Source organism: Sunxiuqinia sp. A32 (genome assembly GCF_052690465.1).
On sequence record NZ_JBQYLI010000006.1, the window covers coordinates 242,589 to 259,221 of the forward strand.

The 16,633-nt window shown below is 37.5% G+C and carries 12 protein-coding genes; 4 read left to right on the top strand and 8 right to left on the bottom strand.

Annotated elements, in window-relative coordinates:
• Positions 1–131: 131 nt before the first annotated feature.
• On the top strand, positions 132–2,132 hold the full coding sequence (locus tag ACUNWD_RS08580; RefSeq protein WP_445587382.1) for a urocanate hydratase: 2,001 nt from the start codon (positions 132–134) through the stop codon (positions 2,130–2,132).
• Between the two features lie 6 nt (positions 2,133–2,138).
• Here the strand turns inward: ACUNWD_RS08580 and ACUNWD_RS08585 are convergent, their stop codons facing one another.
• The 6 genes from ACUNWD_RS08585 to porU form a co-directional block, all read right to left on the bottom strand.
• Complete coding sequence (locus ACUNWD_RS08585; protein WP_445587383.1) at positions 2,139–4,304, bottom strand: tetratricopeptide repeat protein; 2,166 nt, start codon at positions 4,302–4,304, stop codon at positions 2,139–2,141.
• Positions 4,305–4,365: 61 nt separating this feature from the next.
• Positions 4,366–4,698: a thioredoxin family protein gene (locus ACUNWD_RS08590; RefSeq protein ID WP_445587384.1), complete on the bottom strand. Its 333-nt coding sequence runs from the start codon at positions 4,696–4,698 to the stop codon at positions 4,366–4,368.
• A complete protein-coding gene (locus ACUNWD_RS08595) occupies positions 4,698–5,057 on the bottom strand; it encodes a CoA-binding protein (RefSeq protein ID WP_445587385.1) in 360 nt (119 codons plus the stop codon). The genes ACUNWD_RS08590 and ACUNWD_RS08595 overlap by 1 nt, the downstream gene beginning before the upstream one ends.
• 26 nt (positions 5,058–5,083) lie before the next feature.
• Positions 5,084–5,563: a 2-C-methyl-D-erythritol 2,4-cyclodiphosphate synthase gene (gene ispF / locus ACUNWD_RS08600; RefSeq protein WP_445587386.1), complete on the bottom strand. Its 480-nt coding sequence runs from the start codon at positions 5,561–5,563 to the stop codon at positions 5,084–5,086.
• Positions 5,563–6,738, bottom strand: a complete 1,176-nt coding sequence (gene porV / locus ACUNWD_RS08605) for a type IX secretion system outer membrane channel protein PorV (protein WP_445587387.1) — start codon at positions 6,736–6,738, stop codon at positions 5,563–5,565. Before porV ends, ispF begins: the two co-directional genes overlap by 1 nt.
• 115 nt (positions 6,739–6,853) lie before the next feature.
• Complete coding sequence (gene porU, locus ACUNWD_RS08610) at positions 6,854–10,579, bottom strand: type IX secretion system sortase PorU (RefSeq protein WP_445587388.1); 3,726 nt, start codon at positions 10,577–10,579, stop codon at positions 6,854–6,856.
• Positions 10,580–10,806: 227 nt separating this feature from the next.
• Here porU and ACUNWD_RS08615 point away from each other — a divergent pair, with 227 nt between their 5' ends.
• Both ACUNWD_RS08615 and ACUNWD_RS08620 read left to right on the top strand, forming a co-directional pair.
• Entirely contained in the window at positions 10,807–12,264 is a 1,458-nt protein-coding gene (locus tag ACUNWD_RS08615; RefSeq protein ID WP_445587389.1) for an SUMF1/EgtB/PvdO family nonheme iron enzyme, read from the top strand.
• A 61-nt stretch (positions 12,265–12,325) separates the two neighbouring features.
• Positions 12,326–13,618: a UDP-N-acetylmuramoyl-tripeptide--D-alanyl-D-alanine ligase gene (locus tag ACUNWD_RS08620; protein WP_445587390.1), complete on the top strand. Its 1,293-nt coding sequence runs from the start codon at positions 12,326–12,328 to the stop codon at positions 13,616–13,618.
• 26 nt (positions 13,619–13,644) lie between these two features.
• Here the strand turns inward: ACUNWD_RS08620 and trxA are convergent, their stop codons facing one another.
• Positions 13,645–14,016 (bottom strand): thioredoxin, encoded by a 372-nt coding sequence (gene trxA, locus ACUNWD_RS08625; protein WP_445587391.1) that lies wholly within the window; start codon positions 14,014–14,016, stop codon positions 13,645–13,647.
• A 182-nt stretch (positions 14,017–14,198) separates the two neighbouring features.
• On the opposite strand from trxA, the gene ACUNWD_RS08630 reads away from it, so the two are divergent.
• Complete coding sequence (locus ACUNWD_RS08630) at positions 14,199–15,620, top strand: CCA tRNA nucleotidyltransferase (protein WP_445587392.1); 1,422 nt, start codon at positions 14,199–14,201, stop codon at positions 15,618–15,620.
• On the opposite strand, the gene ACUNWD_RS08635 is transcribed toward ACUNWD_RS08630, so the two are convergent.
• Positions 15,608–16,633, bottom strand: a complete 1,026-nt coding sequence (locus ACUNWD_RS08635; protein ID WP_445587393.1) for an endonuclease/exonuclease/phosphatase family protein — start codon at positions 16,631–16,633, stop codon at positions 15,608–15,610. The two genes, ACUNWD_RS08630 and ACUNWD_RS08635, sit on opposite strands and share 13 nt — an antisense overlap.

Consider the following 16,633-nt stretch of genomic DNA (forward strand, 5'->3'; position numbering starts at 1 on the left):
GACTTATTAAAATTTTAAGTGTTACACAAAAATGGCAAAACCGAACGAAAATCACCTTTTATTTTCGGGGAATGTCGCAATTTTGTCGTTAGACACATAGTCTCAAAAGGTGAACCAAAAAAACGAAGGTCATGAATAAAAAAGAATTTCAGGCACTTCTAATAGAAGGCATCCCATCCGTTTTACCTGCCCGTAAACCCTATGCACAAGGCATAAACCACGCCCCTAAACGTAAAGACATATTAAATAACGAGGAAAAAAAACTAGCAATAAAAAATGCATTGCGGTATTTCCCAAAAAAGCAACATGCCATATTGGCACCTGAATTTCTATATGAACTTCAAACTTACGGTAGAATATACATGTATCGGCTTCGTCCCAACTACAAACTAAAAGCCCGACCAATAAAGGATTATCCAGCAAAATCGACACAAGCTGCCAGCATCATGTTAATGATTCAAAACAACCTGGATCATGCAGTAGCGCAGCATCCCCACGAATTAATAACTTATGGTGGGAATGGTGCCGTATTCCAAAACTGGGCGCAATATCGCTTGTGCATGAAATATCTCTCTGAAATGACCGACGAGCAGACCTTGGTTCTTTATTCTGGTCACCCAATGGGTCTGTTTCCTTCGCATAAAAATGCTCCACGCTTGGTTATCACCAACGGAATGGTAGTTCCGAATTACTCGGACAGAGAAGATTATGAACGGATGAATGCGTTGGGAGTAACTCAATACGGACAAATGACAGCAGGCTCATTTATGTATATCGGACCGCAGGGAATCGTTCATGGTACTACAATCACCGTGATGAATGCAGCCAGACTGCAAGGAGCCCATGAAATGGCGGGAAAAGTTTTTGTGTCATCTGGATTAGGAGGTATGAGTGGTGCTCAGCCCAAAGCTGCAAAAATTGCAGGGATGATTGGCGTTGTTGCCGAGATCAATATCAAAGCAGTTGAGACAAGACATTCCCAAGGTTGGGTTGATGAAATTTTCTCTGATTTAGATTCACTCATTGATCGAATTACAGACGCAAAAAACAAAAAAGAAGGAGTTTCATTGGCATACCATGGAAATGTAATTGACTTGTGGGAAAAACTTGCAAAATCTGACATTCATATCGATTTAGGATCGGATCAAACTTCATTACACAATCCATTTGCAGGGGGATACTACCCTGCCGGACTATGCTTTGAGGAATCAAACAAGATGATGGTAGAACAACCTGATAAATTTAAGAAAGAAGTCCAAAAATCATTACGCAGACATGTTAATGCGATTAATGAGATGACTGCAAAAGGCATGTACTTTTGGGATTATGGGAATGCTTTTTTGTTGGAGGCAGGACGTGCTGGCGCCAATGTATTTAAAAGTGATGGAAACTTTCTTTATCCATCGTATGTGCAGGATATAATGGGTCCACTTTTCTTTGATTATGGTTTTGGACCTTTCCGCTGGGTTTGTACATCTGGGAAAGAAGAGGATTTACAGAAAACAGATCAAATAGCATTCAATGTCCTGAAAGAAATTGCCAAAAATGCTCCAGAAGAAATCAAATCACAGTTAGAAGATAACATCCACTGGATAGAAGAGGCTGGAAAAAATAAACTGGTGGTAGGTTCACAGGCACGAATTTTATATGCAGATGCTGAAGGCCGTATAAAAATTGCAAAAGCTTTCAATGAGGCCATCAACAATGGCGAAATTTCTGCTCCAATTGTATTGGGGCGAGATCATCATGATGTTTCCGGCACGGATTCTCCGTATCGCGAAACTTCAAATATTTACGACGGATCATCATTCACCGCAGATATGGCCATTCAAAATGTGATAGGTGATTCATTCAGAGGTGCAAGCTGGGTATCGATCCACAATGGAGGTGGCGTTGGCTGGGGAGAGTCCATCAATGGAGGTTTCGGAATGACTATCGATGGTAGCCCTAATTCAGATACGCAAATTCAAAACATGCTCCATTGGGATGTAAACAATGGGATTGCACGAAGGAATTGGGCAGGCAACAGTGCCTCAAAATTCGCGATAAAAAGAGCGATGAAAGAGAATAATCTTCTAAAAGTGACTTTGCCCAACGAAGCAGATCAGGGATTGATTAACAAGCTATTTTGATTGAACCTAGGCTGGTAATTTTTTTAAGGTAAATGAGAAAGTTGTTCCTTCTCCAACCTTGGAATCCACCCATATTTTACCGCCATTCTTATCTACAAACTCTTTGCAAAGCAACAGCCCCAAGCCTGAACCTTTTTCATGGTTGGTTCCATAAGTAGTAATGTGGTTATCTTCTTCGAAAAGACGAGGCAGGTCTTTTTTGGGAATTCCGACTCCGGTATCCTGAATTGAAACTTTTACGAACTCCCCATTTTCAAAAGTTGTCACTTTAATTTTACCATCCTCCGGAGTAAATTTAATCGCGTTTGAAATCAAATTACGCAGTATCAAATTCACCATATTCTGATCGGCATATACATAATGTCCTTCCTGAATGTCTGCATCCAGGTGAATCTTTTTCCCTTCCGAAAAGCGTGAGTTTAGCAAGATGTTATTATTGATGGAAGACTTAAGATCAACTTTGTCTGGCTCAAACTTAATAGAGCTTTTCTGGCTTTTAGCCCATGACAACAAGTTGTCAAGCAAAAAGTAGGTGCTTTCCGCTTCAACTCTAAGTTCATTTAGTATTTGAGTCCGCAGCTCATCAGAGAACATCTCCGGGTAATCTGCCAATTGACTTACCACATCTTTAAAAGCACCAATTGGATTACGAAGATCATGACCGATAATTGACATGAATTTATCTTTCGTATCATTAACACGCTTCAACTCCTCATGCTGGTCATAAATCTGCTTATTCATCAACTGAAGAAGTTCATTCGCTTTTTTACGTGTTTTACTATAAATGAGCGTCAACATAAAAACCACAACCAATAATCCTAAGCCAATTATAAGGAACCGGGTTTGACTTTTTTGACGGGTAATCTGCAAATCCTTAATTTCATTATCCTTTTGCAGAAGTTCTATTTCACTCTCCTTCTCATTCACGTCGAGTTCTGCACGAAGCTGAGCCAACTCTGTGCGGTGTTTTTCTTCATACAAAGTATCAGACAACTGAGCGTAGTTCCGATAGGCATTCAAGGCCAGTTCAAATTGATTGGATTTTTCAAAAACTTTCGACTTCACCAAATAGCTTCTTTGCAGTAACTCCTTAATTCCAGTATTTTTTCCAATCTCAATACAGGCTTCGCATAACAGAAGTGCTTCATAAAAATTCTCCTCATGCAAATAAACCTGAGCTAAAACAAGCTTACTATTGCCAATGCCTTCCTGCATGCTGGTTTCTTCAAATACTTTAAGAGCTTTTTGAGCATTCAAACGCGCTTTTGCATAGTCTTTAAGCAATATATATGATTCTGCCAAGCCAACCCATCCAAACGCTTTGTAATACCCACCAATGTCTGCACTGTCAGCAATTTCGATAATATCACCAAAGATTTTAATGGCTTTATCAAATTGAGACTGATCCTTATGAATTTCAGCAATATTATTAAGGACAACGACTTTCCCAACAATATCGTTAGAATCAGAATACATTTTATAGGCTTGCTGGTAATAGGTAAGAGCTTCATCATACATACCCCACGAATGATAATTCACAGCAATATTATTGTAAATACGCGTGGTAATTTTTGTGTCTCCCTTTTTTTCGAAATATTTTAGCGCCTCCGACAAGTACTTTAATCCTTTCGTCCGTTCTCCTTTATTTGTATAAATACTTCCCAAATTAAACCGGACACTTGCAGCCCGATCCTCTAAACCGGCTTCCTCTGCCTTATCTAAAGATTCCTCGAAATATTCTATTGCAGTATCATAATCTCCAACATTCATATAATAAACAGCCATAGAATTAAGGCCAATTGAAATATTCTCGGCATTATCTAACTTATAGGCGGCATCCAACCCTTTTTCTGAAAACTCTCGGCCTTCCTCAAAATTACCGGTAAACAAATGCCCCGCACCTATCAACAAATTAGCAGAACTCTCTCCTGCTTCATCACCTTGATCAAGGCTAATTCTTAGAGCAAGTTTGCCAAACTCAATAGTTTTTAATGGAGAAATATAAAGATATTCTTTAGCTAGTTCTAGATATGCTTCTGCTAACTGAACATCCCCGAGACCAGACAAATTTTTAGCAATGCTGTCAACTCGGGCATTTTGGCCGAAACCAATGCCTGAAAAAACAACTGCAAACGCAAAAAGCAGCAACGTTTTTTTAATCGTCCCTTTCAATTCTGAGGTATTAAATAATAGTCAGTTAAAAATACGCTTATTTGTCTATACCTCAAAGAAATTATGAAAACAAGAGGTGATAGGGTCTGTTCAATTCCTGCTCCAATTCGTAAATTCCGAAGCTTCTACTTTTCCGCAATAACTCCCTATCTTCAAAGAAGATAACCAAAGTAGGAGCAACAAATACTCGATAATGTGCAGCTATATCAGGAGCCTTGTTTATGTTGATATAGACCAATGCAATTTGGGGGAAATTACCTACGATAAGCTCCTGAATTTTGGGCTTTAAGACCTTGCAAACATTACACTCATCGGTTGAAAAATAAACCAAGGCAGCAGATCTTTCCTTAATGAAGGATTCGAGCTGATTTTTTTGTGTGATTTCGACAAACATTAATATGATCCTACACTTAATAAAACCAGCGTGCAAGCACGTTCGGTATATATACCAGAATTATTCAATTCTTGCTCTAATTCACCGTTCTCTGTGCCCGGATTAAAAATAACCCGTTTAGGTTTCAATTTAACGAGGTAGTCCGCATATTTTTGCTGAATAGGTGCACCAATATATAGAGTAACGGTATTGACACCTTCAAATTCTACTTGCTCGGTTTCAAAAATTACGTCTTCGACCTTACCTTCCCTGGGTGCAATTGCAACAACAGGATGACCGTGACTCCTGAGAGCCCGAATTGCTTTATTTGAATATCTTTCAGCTTTCTCGCTTGCACCGATTACTAAAGTTTTCTTCATAATTTTCAAGCAAATTTTAATATTAATTATGCTTTGTATATCAATACGACAGCATGTGCAGAAATCCCCTCTTCTCTCCCTTCAAAACCCATCTGCTCAGTTGTTGTCGCTTTAATAGATACTACATCTACATCTACATCTAAAACTTTCGCTAATGCCTGTTCCATATCTGGAATATAATCTTTCAGCTTGGGTTTTTGAGCAGCAATTGTAATGTCCAAATTGCCAATCAAATAACCTTTCCCCCGAATTAAATCTTTCGATTTCGCTAATAATAGTTTACTATCTATATTTTTATAGTCGGAAGAATTATCAGGAAAATGATAGCCAATGTCACGCATTTTCGCTGCACCAAGCATCGCATCGCATAATGCATGAATCAGTACATCCCCATCCGAATGGGCAACAGTACCTTTATCGTGTGGAATAAGAACACCGCCTAACCAAAGGGTTTCTCCTTCAGCAAGGCGGTGCACATCATATCCGTATCCAATTCTAAAATTCATTACCGTCGTTGGCGATTAAATGCCTCGAAGTCGAAAGATAACGAGAACCTAAGCGTATTCTCGAGTGGGTGGTTTCGCTCTGTTGGAACCAGGTATGAAAAATCAAGTGCAAAAACGTTCAATTTCAAACCAGCACCTGCCGTCAAAAATTTTCTATTTCCCTTATTTTCATTTTCATAAAAATAACCTGCACGTAAAGCAAACTGCTCATTATATACATATTCAACACCTAGTGATACATTAATTTCCTGAAGTTCTTCCTTGAATCCTCCCGGTGCATCACCAAAAGAACTGAACATACCTGCAATTACAGATTTATCTTCACTAAATCCTCCACCAACTATTACACCATCACCACCAATAGAATCAGCTAGACTTGGTGTTGGAACCAACAATTTATTAAGGTCAACATTAAATGAGATTGTATTATAAGTATCTAATTCTGTTTTGTAACCAGCACCTAATCTCAAGTTAGTCGGGATAAAGTCTTTTGTTGCTCCTTCAGTATAAGAAATTTTTGCACCAATATTCGAAATATTGATCCCTGCCGAAAACACAGATTCTTTTCTATTTACACGAAACTCATTCTGATAATAGAACGAGATGTCTGCAGCATACGAATTTCCAGCATGTGATTCTACTCCATTTATTAATTGACCTCCGGTCAAGTCTGAACGGATATAGCGTAATGCAACACCACCAGAAAAATTTTCTGAAAGTAAACGCGTATAGGCCACATCAAAGGCAAATTCATTTGGACTTTGCTGTCCCTGAACTTCACCATATTCACTCATAAATGTTATGTCACCCAATGAAAAATACCGAAGAGAAGCACTTACCGTTTGCATGTCATCTAATTTCTTATATCCCACCAGGTAAGCCAAATTAATGTCATCCACTAAATTACGAAGCCATGGAGTATAAGAAAGCCCAACTCCCATCTCACTTTCTATAAAAGCATATTTCGAAGGATTCCAGTGTTGTGAATTCATATCAGGAGAAGTTGCCACCCCGGCATCTCCCATCGCACCAGCACGTGAATCAGGTGCAATTGTTAAAAAAGGTACTCCCGTCGCTATATAATTTGCTCCGGTTGTAGTTGATTGAGCCATCGTACTTTGCGAGAAAATCCCTAATCCCATGATAGCTACAAAAATCGCTAGTAATCTTTTCATCTTTATCGTATCAAAAATTGAGTTGCAAATATAAAATGAATGTTCATGAGTTCCCAATTTCGAAAACCCAAAAATGAAAACGAAATATTTTCAGAAAAAGTATTTATCCTTTACATTAATATCTGGAAATAATCATTCGCCCTGTTTTTGCGGCACTGGCACCGTCGTCGGCCACAATAGTAATACGGTATAAATATGCTCCACTCCTGTACAAAAGCGTACTGTTAGTAACCTGCCAAAGCATTGGCAAACTATCATCGCCCGATGATCCTACCCGTTGATTTAAGATATCCAGCAAACTTCCGGACATATCAAAAACTTCAACAGTTGTATCAAAGGATTCGTCGGGCCGGTTATGTTTGAATACAAAATTAGTGTAATCTGTTACTGGATTTGGATAACAGGAAACCTCCTCTATTTCAAGATTACTGGTCACCACAAAGTGAATTTCAACTTCAGAAGAATTATTTAAAACATCCCAAACTTTTACTCTAAGTGTATGCCCTCCCACACTCAAGTTTCTTAAAGGATATATAATCTGGCCACTTTGATAACTGTCTCTATCCGACAAATAAAAATCATTTAATACAACGACATTACTGAAATCGCCATCCAAAACAGCAGTAATATCATGCCCAATCCCAGTTCCTACAGTATTGATCCCATGCTCATCCATCACATTTGCAAAAAGAATTGGGTTCTTTCCTACTTCATCACCATCCTTAAAACTCTCATCATTCAAAAACAAATTAATCTCAGGCCCTTCCTGATCAATAATTACGATTCCAGATGAACCTCCAATATAAAAATCAGTTGTATACCCCTGAGCATCATCTTCTCCATTATCTGCATAATAGATGATCTTTCCATTAGCAAGTGAGTATGAAATATCTTTAGGAACTATAAAAGTAAACTGAAAATTACCTTGAGAAACCGAAGCAACACCTTTATATATGATATTACTTTGCATAGAGAAACTCATTGGATCTTCTCCTCCATTACCCAATGTCTCAACGGTATCTGCTTTATCGTATACAACCGGAATTAATTCTCCATCAAAATTCGTCAGTGTATTTCCTGTATGATCTGTTACCCGTCCAGTTATAGTAACTGTAGAAAGTGAGGTAATCGTTTCGAGCTCCTGATCTACAGAAACACCGTTAATCGTCTCCGTTACAACTTTGAACTTTGGGTATGACAACCTCAAAGCCGGATCTGCTAAAAGAGTAAAATTTCGCTTATTGATTCCTGTATTCACACCATTCTTGGAACGCTTCATAATTTCACCCATACGTAAATTTTCTCCGTTCTCATCCTGACTAAATACATGTTCGTAAAATTCTTTGTTTAGTATGAAATTTGGATTTGAATAAACCAAACGGGTCGTACTAAACAGCCCAATTCCTCCTCCGTTCGCATTGAATAGAATATGCTCTCCTCCTGATTTCTCATCAGAATCAAAACGACTGATTTCACAAGTTGCGGTAACAAAAATCGGGAGCCTGTTGTAATTAGACCATCCATCGATATCATTAGTTTCCAAGACCCGCTCATGTGCTAAAGAAGTTTCATTTGCATGTCCGGTATAATTCAAAATAAGTGCTCCGTTTTTTACACGATTGTTAATCGCATTGGTAACATCAGGATATCGTTCTCCTCCAGGAGTTGATTCTTCTTGGTAAGCATCAAAGTATATTTTGTCGGTGTAAAAAGCAGGATTTGATTCATTGACAACCTTGGCCAAATCTTCGGCCTGAGTCATATGTGTATTATTATCCTCATCATCTCCAATAAAACAAACAACATTTCGCCAATCTCCCAATGAAACAGCATCCACATAATTCTTAATCTTTTGAATCATCAATTGTGCTTCCGCAACTGTTCCTGCTGGAATTCGACCAACCCCCAGATCAATCAATCCAGCATATTCTCCCTCGCCTCTATCAAGTAAAACAAAGAAGTCATCAGTAACAAATGAAGATGTTGGAACCAATGAATTTTCTGATTGATAAGTCGGCAGAAAGTTATTCCCATGTCCTAAAATATTCTTATTATCGTAGCTGCCATCACCCAAAAACAACACATACTTTAAACCAGATCCTTCAATGCTACGGTCGTAACACATTCGAAGAAAATTTCGAATACCAGCAATATCAATTTGTCCACTGGAAAACTCATTATAGATAACTTCAGGTGTTAGAACTTTTACGGTCATTCCATCCAGACTTCGATGGAAATCAGCTAATTCATTTGCTTGATTCAAAAAATTCGGATGCGTAATAATTATCAACTCACTAACATCTTGTTGGTGTAAGTTTTGATTCACTACATCATTAACTTTTTCCGGTTCCTGGATGTCTCCTTCCGGATAAAATGCAACATATTCGTGCAGCTTGTCATTCAAGACTTTAAAACTTGCAGTCCCATCGGTAACTGTTTTATCGATCGATTTGGGATTCAAATAATCAGTAACGTCCCAAACTTCCAGATTACTGTTCGACACAGAAAGGTTGAATTTTACAATATTCCCCTCACCAATACTCGTGATATCGCGAAAAGCAAGCTGATCATTATCCAATACTAAATTTCTCTGTGCATTGACAGTTATAAAATCGAGCCAACCCAGTGCAGAAGTATTAGATGCCTGATACTTTAACCCAATATCAAAATCGGAAGCAGGATCGTCAATACTAAAAAGTCCACTGCTGACATAGGCTTGCAAATCGACCAGATTTCCTGTATTTAGCGCTTGAAAATTGATTGTTCCCGCGTTTACAACATCATACTGTACATTAAAAGTTGATGCTTGAGATGACCGCGCCGCTCCTTCAATAAATAATTTAACAGGCTGGCTATTATCTATATTTTTAATGGAGAATGAATAACTTCGCTGTTGATTTCTTGAAAATTTATCTCCAAACCAACGTCTACCAGACTTTATTATATTTTCTTTTTCCTCCTCCAGATAACTGTAATCCTGAAACGAATTAATTTCACTAGTAACAGAGCCCGATTCCTCCGGTACTGTTTCGACAAACCGAGATTCTCCAACATCGCTTAAAAAGTAATAAGCATAGTCAGAGTAGTCGTTCAATTCTTGTTTAAAAAGTCCATCCGATTCGTCAAATAGCCATTTAACTGTTCCTGTTGAGTAAAAGAACAGACAATCTTTATTACCTCCATCTTTCCCATGCCAAATTGCATTTTTCTCTAAATCATCATAAAAGAAATCATCATTCATTTTTGGAAGCATAAAACCTCCATTTCCATATAAATTAACTTTCGAAGGGTTCGAAAAACCCCACGCTTCAAGCTGATCAAATGTGATTTTGTGAATCCCTCTGTCCACTGTTCTAATTTTCACCCATTTCCCGGATGATAAAACTGATGAAGTTTTCCACAACTCTTCAACCTTTGCTGACTTCAACCTATTTGTTTCATCCAAATAAGTTTCAATTTCAAAAGAAACCAACTTTTTTACCTGATCGCCATATTTAATTAATGGAACAAATTCAATCCAGGCTGACTTCCTATTTGATGAATAAACAATCGCTGGATCAACAACAAACTCCGGTGAAATTGCAGATTTATTGAAATTCTCATTCTCGCTAACATCTAAAAATACAGGATTAATTATCCTAATATTTTCATTTTGCTCCAATGTGAAGGTCTCTTGGTAAACAGGTAAGTTGTAATCATTCAAAATACCTCCTAAGATAGGAGCCCCAACTCGAACGTTGTTTTCGGTTTCCGCAATCCAATTAATCTTTCTGGGAAAAACTTTAGCGCTCAGACTATAGAATATAGTAATATATAAAACAAGAAGTATAAATCTTTTCATCAGCATAAATCAAAATACATTCAAGAAACGTGGATAGAATAGCAATATTGTTGTCAATTATGAGTTAAATAAAAACAAAAATCTTACAAGACTTATCCAAGGAGTTGACAAAAATACAAAGAGAAATCAACAATTTCTTCTTAAAAAGTTGTCATGGCCAAACAATAAGAATTGAACAATTTAGTTATATTTGTGAATATTAAAACCAATCTGAAATCGAAAAGACAATGAAATTCAAAGCCATATTATTTTTAGGACTAGCTGTAATCGTAGCTGGTTGCGGACTTTTAGGCAAAGGTGGTGATTTCGGCAGCAAAAAAAATTCATCCCGCACTACGGGTTGGAGTTATAACGATCCCGACAATGGCGGTTTCCAGAATGACGATGATTATCAGCAAATTACTGGTCCCGGATTAGTTTTTATCCAAGGTGGTACGTTTACAATGGGACGAGTAGAACAGGATGTAATGTACAACTGGGATAACGCTCCAAGACGAGTAACTGTTGCTTCTTTTTACATGGATGAAACTGAAGTTTCGAATCTGGATTACCGCGAATATCTATTTTGGCTGAACAGAGTTTACCCAAATAATCCGGAAAAATATGAGGGTGCTTTACCCGACACCTTGGTTTGGAGAGAAGAATTAGCGTATAATGAACCATACATTAATAATTACTTGCGCCATCCTGCCTACAGTGACTATCCTGTAGTTGGTGTTAGCTGGGAACAGGCAAATGATTATTGTAAATGGCGTACCGATAGGGTTAACGAGCAATTGTTAATTCAAAAAGGGATTATGACCAATGATAATACACAAGGAGGACAAAATACATTTACTACTGAAACTTATCTGACTGGCTTATATCAGGGTACCGATGGCGACAAACCAATGGAAGATGCTACGGGAAATGCGAGAAGAATTCGCTGGGAAGATGGAATTTTGTTTCCTGATTATCGCCTCCCAACCGAAGCAGAATGGGAATATGCAGCCTATGGTTTAATTGGTAATGCAGAGGGAGAATTACTTACAGATCGTAAATTATATCCATGGAATGGATCATATTTGCGTAATGATGGTAAAAAAGAACGAGGACAAATGATGGCAAACTATACTCGTGGACGAGGTGACTTGATGGGTATGGCTGGTGCATTAAACGATAATGCTGACATAACAGCTCCTGTTTTCTCATATGAACCAAATGACTACGGGTTATATTGTATGGCTGGTAATGTTAATGAGTGGGTTGCTGACGTTTATCGTCCATTAAACCAAATTGATGTTAATGAGTTCCAACCTTTCCGTGGTAATATTTTCACTCAATACAAAAGAGATGCTGAAGGAAATCTTGTTCGTGATGAATACGGCGAACTAATAAAAGATACTGTTGCTGATTATCGCAATTTTAAAGACGGTGATTACAGCAATCAGATTATTGAAGGACAAGACTGGAAATCTATTAAAGACCAACTTTCTACAGACGACATGTATGTGAAAGCTCAAGGAGATGACAGCTTTAGTTCTTTAATCACTGACGACGTTAGAGTTTACAAAGGTGGTTCGTGGAAAGATAGACCATATTGGTTGATACCAGGAACTCGAAGATATCTTACTGAAGATGCTTCTGCAAGTGACCTTGGATTCCGTTGTGCCATGACCCGTGTTGGAAGCCCTGAAGGATTTTAATCATCAGATATAAAAACATTAAAACCTCATTTGAAAAAATGGGGTTTTCTTTTTTCTAATTATGACAACAGAGCAACTTTATAGTATTTTTTGCAAGTATCCTATGATATCAACAGATACACGGGACATCAAAAAGGATTCAATTTTTTTTGCGTTAAAAGGGGCTAATTTTGATGGGAATAAGTTTTCGCAAGAAGCATTAAACAAAGGAGCTGCCTACGTTGTTGTTGACGACCAGAAATTGTCCGGAAAAGAAAATCATATCGTTGTCGACAACGTGTTGGAGAGCCTACAGAAATTAGCAAATTACCATCGTAATCAATTTGATATACCCGTTATTGGTATTACCGGAACGAATGGTAAAACCACAACAAAAGAGCTAATTGCTGCTGTTCTTCAGAAAAAATATCAGATAACTTTTACTCAAGGAAATTTTAATAATCATATCGGAGTTCCATTAACCTTACTGCAAATAAAGAAAGAAACTGAAATTGCAATCATCGAAATGGGTGCTAACCATCCGGGTGAAATTGCAGAGCTATGTGAAATTGCAGAACCAAATTATGGAATAATTACCAATATTGGGAAAGCTCATTTGGAGGGATTTGGCTCATTTGAGGGAGTCATAAAAACCAAGTCCGAATTGTATGACTTTCTTCGAAAAAAAGGTGCTCCATGTTTTATTAATGCAGACAATGAATTACTTATTAAGCAAGCTATTGGCTTAAAACAACTATCCTACGGAAAAAATACAAGTGCCGATTTAAAAGGCCAAGCAGAGGAGTCAGGATACTTTCTCACCGTTAAAGCCCTATTCCCCAAAGGATGGCTATATCTAAAATCAAGACTTATCGGAGCTTATAACTTCGAAAACATATTGACCGCAGCTAGAGTTGGTCTTGAATTCGACGTGGATCCACTAGCGATTCAAGATTCAATTTTGAAGTATCAACCAACCAATAACCGATCACAGCTGATTGAGAAAAAGAATAAAAAAATCATCATGGATGCCTATAATGCGAATCCTACAAGTATGGAGGCATCATTAAAAAACTTCTTTTCAATTAATGCCACTCATAAAACAGTTATTTTAGGCGACATGCTTGAATTAGGAAATGACACACAAGAAGAGCATCAACGAATTGTCGATTTACTGGAAGCTGAAAAGCTTGATAATATCATTTTGGTAGGTGGCATATTTGCAACCACCTCAACAGGTATAAAAACAAAGAAGTTCGAACAAGTCGAACTTCTTATAGACTACCTATATCAACAAAAACTATTGGAAGATAACTTAATCCTTATTAAAGGTTCCCGAGGCATTCATCTTGAAAAGATCCTGAAAATCCTTTAACAGGTAAGTGTCCAATTGGAATTTTCTTAATTTACAGCTGGCTTCTCAACTTTCAGTACTTCTGCAATTGCCTGAACAAATGTGTCCTTCGGCAATGCTCCCTGAGCCATTTGTGGTTGTCCATCCTTCGGGACAAACAATAATGAAGGGATACTCTGAATACCAAACATTCCTGCTAATTCGCGCTGTTCTTCAGTATCAACTTTATAAATTTTTAACGAGTCACCATACTCTTTTTGTAACTCTTCCAACAATGGAGCAACCATTTTACATGGGCCACACCAATCTGCATAAAAGTCGATTAAACAAGGAACTTCACCTTCGTATTTCCAATCTTTATTTTGTTCAAAATTGAAAACTTTCTCTTTAAATGTGTCTTTCGTTAAATGTTCTAACATGGTAATTATTTTTAGATTATAAATATATACATTTTTAGATATATGCATATCAATGATTATGCCAATATATTTATTGGTTCATTCTTCACACAAGGTATAGAAATAATTGTAATTTTGTCACGGTTTAAAACAAAATGTCATAGTATTTAAAGTCAGTTTTATAACGAACTGAATATTTTTTCATGAAAAAACATCTTAAACACCCAATATTTACAATCATTTCAGAAGAGGCAGATCTGTTGGGACAAGAATCTTTTGTGATCGGTGGTTTTGTCAGAGATATCCTTTTAAAACGAAATTCACCTGATATTGATGTCGTCACTTTGGGCAGCGGAATTGAGCTTGCAAAGAAAGTTGCCAAACGGATTAGCCCAAAATTACCAGTTAGCATATTCAAGACATTTGGAACAGCAATGTTGAAATATGAAGGGTTGGAAGTTGAATTTGTCGGTGCACGAAAGGAATCCTATCAAGAAGATTCAAGAAAGCCTTCTGTCGAAAGTGGCACTTTAGAAGATGACCAAAAAAGAAGAGACTTTACAATTAATGCTTTAGCAATTTGCCTCAACTCAGATAGATTTGGTGAACTGATCGATCCTTTTGACGGGGTTGCAGATCTTAAACGGAAAATAATTCGAACTCCGCTCGATCCTGGAATTACGTTCTCAGATGATCCCCTGCGAATGATGCGTGCTATTCGCTTCTCAACACAGCTCAATTTTATTATTGAAAGTAGCACCATTGAAGCAATTTGCGCGAATAAGGAGCGTATTAAAATCGTTTCAAAAGAACGCATCATGGATGAGATGAATAAAATTATTTTATCAGACAACCCATCCAAAGGATTTAAACTATTAGATAAATGCGGACTGCTTGATATCATCTTCCCTGAATTGGCTGCCATGAAAGGGCGGCAGGAAATTGGAGGCATTGGCCACAAAGACAACTTTCTTCATACATTGGAGGTACTGGATCGTATTGTTCCGAACACCGATAATCTTTGGCTTCGCTGGTCAGCATTATTGCATGATATTGCCAAACCAAGAACCAAACGCTTCATCCCAAAGTTAGGATGGACTTTTCACGCACACAATTTTGTGGGAGCCAAAATGATACCTGGTATCTTTCGCCGAATGAAACTTCCGCTCAATGAAAAAATGAAGTATGTTCAGAAGATGGTTTCGCTGCATATGCGACCAATCGTTCTTTCAGAAGAGGAAGTAACGGACTCAGCAGTTCGCCGCTTACTTTTCGAAGCGGGAGACGATATTGATGATTTGATGACACTATGTGAAGCCGACATCACTTCAAAAAATAGTGAAAAGGAAAAACGCTACCTGAAAAACTTCCAGCTGGTCCGTGAAAAATTAAAAGATCTGGAAGAACGAGATCATATTCGTAATTTTCAACCACCAGTTTCTGGAGAAGAAATAATGGAAGTTTTTGGCTTAAGTCCTTCTCGCGAAGTCGGCATTATCAAAGCTGCAATTAAAGATGCAATCTTGGATGGTGAAATTCATAACAATTACGAAGAGGCGTATTCATTCATGCTTAAAAAGGCTAAAGAACTGGGATTAGAACCAATCGGCAATCAATCTGAGTAAGTTAATTTAAGTCGAACTGGAAGATGATCACTAAATCCACCGTGGTATTTAAAACCGTTATATGTGCGAAATAACTTTTTACCCTGAAATTTTTCGTCATCTTCCAATAAAAAATCTTGCTCAATAATTTCAGCAAATGAACTTTTTGTGATCCACTGGTGTGAGTCATTTAATAAATAATCACTTACCATAACCTGGTCAAAAACCGCCCAACTCTGCTGATGCTTGAGCGTTCCTTTATTTTTCCATTGTGCTGAGAGATTTACAATTTCACCGTCGATAGGCGGATTATCATGTTTAGCTGCAGCCAACCACTTTGAAATGCTTGGACTTTGAGGTTCATCATTGAAATCACCCATAATAATCACCTTTGGGTGATGATATCGTTTCTTTAACTGATTTATCTTTGTAAGTAAGTTTTTTGCTGCAACGATTCGCTTGGCCTCTGTCTCCATTAATCCGCCATATCTTGAGGGCCAATGATTGAAAAATACATGAATTGTATCTTTCGGCTGTAACTGAAAGCATGCATATAAAATTTCTCTTGAACGTATTAATTGACCATCATCATCTTTCAACGGTATATATTCAAAAAATAAAGGAATACATCTCTCTGCTCGATACAGTAATGCCACATCAATGCCTCTGGCATCAGGAGAATCTTTGTGAATAATTCGATACTCAAACTTCTTAAGAGGCGTATTTTCAACAAGTTCTTCAAGCACAAATCGATTTTCAACTTCACACACCCCAACAATATCAGGAACTGAGAAATTACACGAACTTAATATTACTTTGCTCGTTCCAGCTAATTTCTGATGAAATCTTTTCTTTGTCCAGTGTCGATCTCCCTGAGGTAAAAATTCATTATCATTGATCAACGGATCGTCATAAGTATCAAACAAGTTCTCCAAATTATAAAAAATAAGATTGAACTCGCCTTTTCTAAATTTAGTTTGCGATAAAACAGGAAAAAGAAACAGGAAAAAAATTAGGGTGAGGGATGGTTTCAT

What these genes read in the sequence shown, in the direction of transcription:
- porV (WP_445587387.1), bottom strand. Translation starts at nt 6,738, where the DNA reads ATGAAAAGATTACTAGCGATTTTTGTAGCTATCATGGGATTAGGGATT.
- ACUNWD_RS08580 (WP_445587382.1), top strand. Translation starts at nt 132, where the DNA reads ATGAATAAAAAAGAATTTCAGGCACTTCTAATAGAAGGCATCCCATCC.
- porU (WP_445587388.1), bottom strand. Translation starts at nt 10,579, where the DNA reads ATGAAAAGATTTATACTTCTTGTTTTATATATTACTATATTCTATAGT.
- ispF (WP_445587386.1), bottom strand. Translation starts at nt 5,563, where the DNA reads ATGAATTTTAGAATTGGATACGGATATGATGTGCACCGCCTTGCTGAA.
- ACUNWD_RS08590 (WP_445587384.1), bottom strand. Translation starts at nt 4,698, where the DNA reads ATGTTTGTCGAAATCACACAAAAAAATCAGCTCGAATCCTTCATTAAG.
- ACUNWD_RS08620 (WP_445587390.1), top strand. Translation starts at nt 12,326, where the DNA reads ATGACAACAGAGCAACTTTATAGTATTTTTTGCAAGTATCCTATGATA.
- ACUNWD_RS08615 (WP_445587389.1), top strand. Translation starts at nt 10,807, where the DNA reads ATGAAATTCAAAGCCATATTATTTTTAGGACTAGCTGTAATCGTAGCT.
- ACUNWD_RS08635 (WP_445587393.1), bottom strand. Translation starts at nt 16,633, where the DNA reads ATGAAACCATCCCTCACCCTAATTTTTTTCCTGTTTCTTTTTCCTGTT.
- ACUNWD_RS08630 (WP_445587392.1), top strand. Translation starts at nt 14,199, where the DNA reads ATGAAAAAACATCTTAAACACCCAATATTTACAATCATTTCAGAAGAG.
- trxA (WP_445587391.1), bottom strand. Translation starts at nt 14,016, where the DNA reads ATGTTAGAACATTTAACGAAAGACACATTTAAAGAGAAAGTTTTCAAT.
- ACUNWD_RS08595 (WP_445587385.1), bottom strand. Translation starts at nt 5,057, where the DNA reads ATGAAGAAAACTTTAGTAATCGGTGCAAGCGAGAAAGCTGAAAGATAT.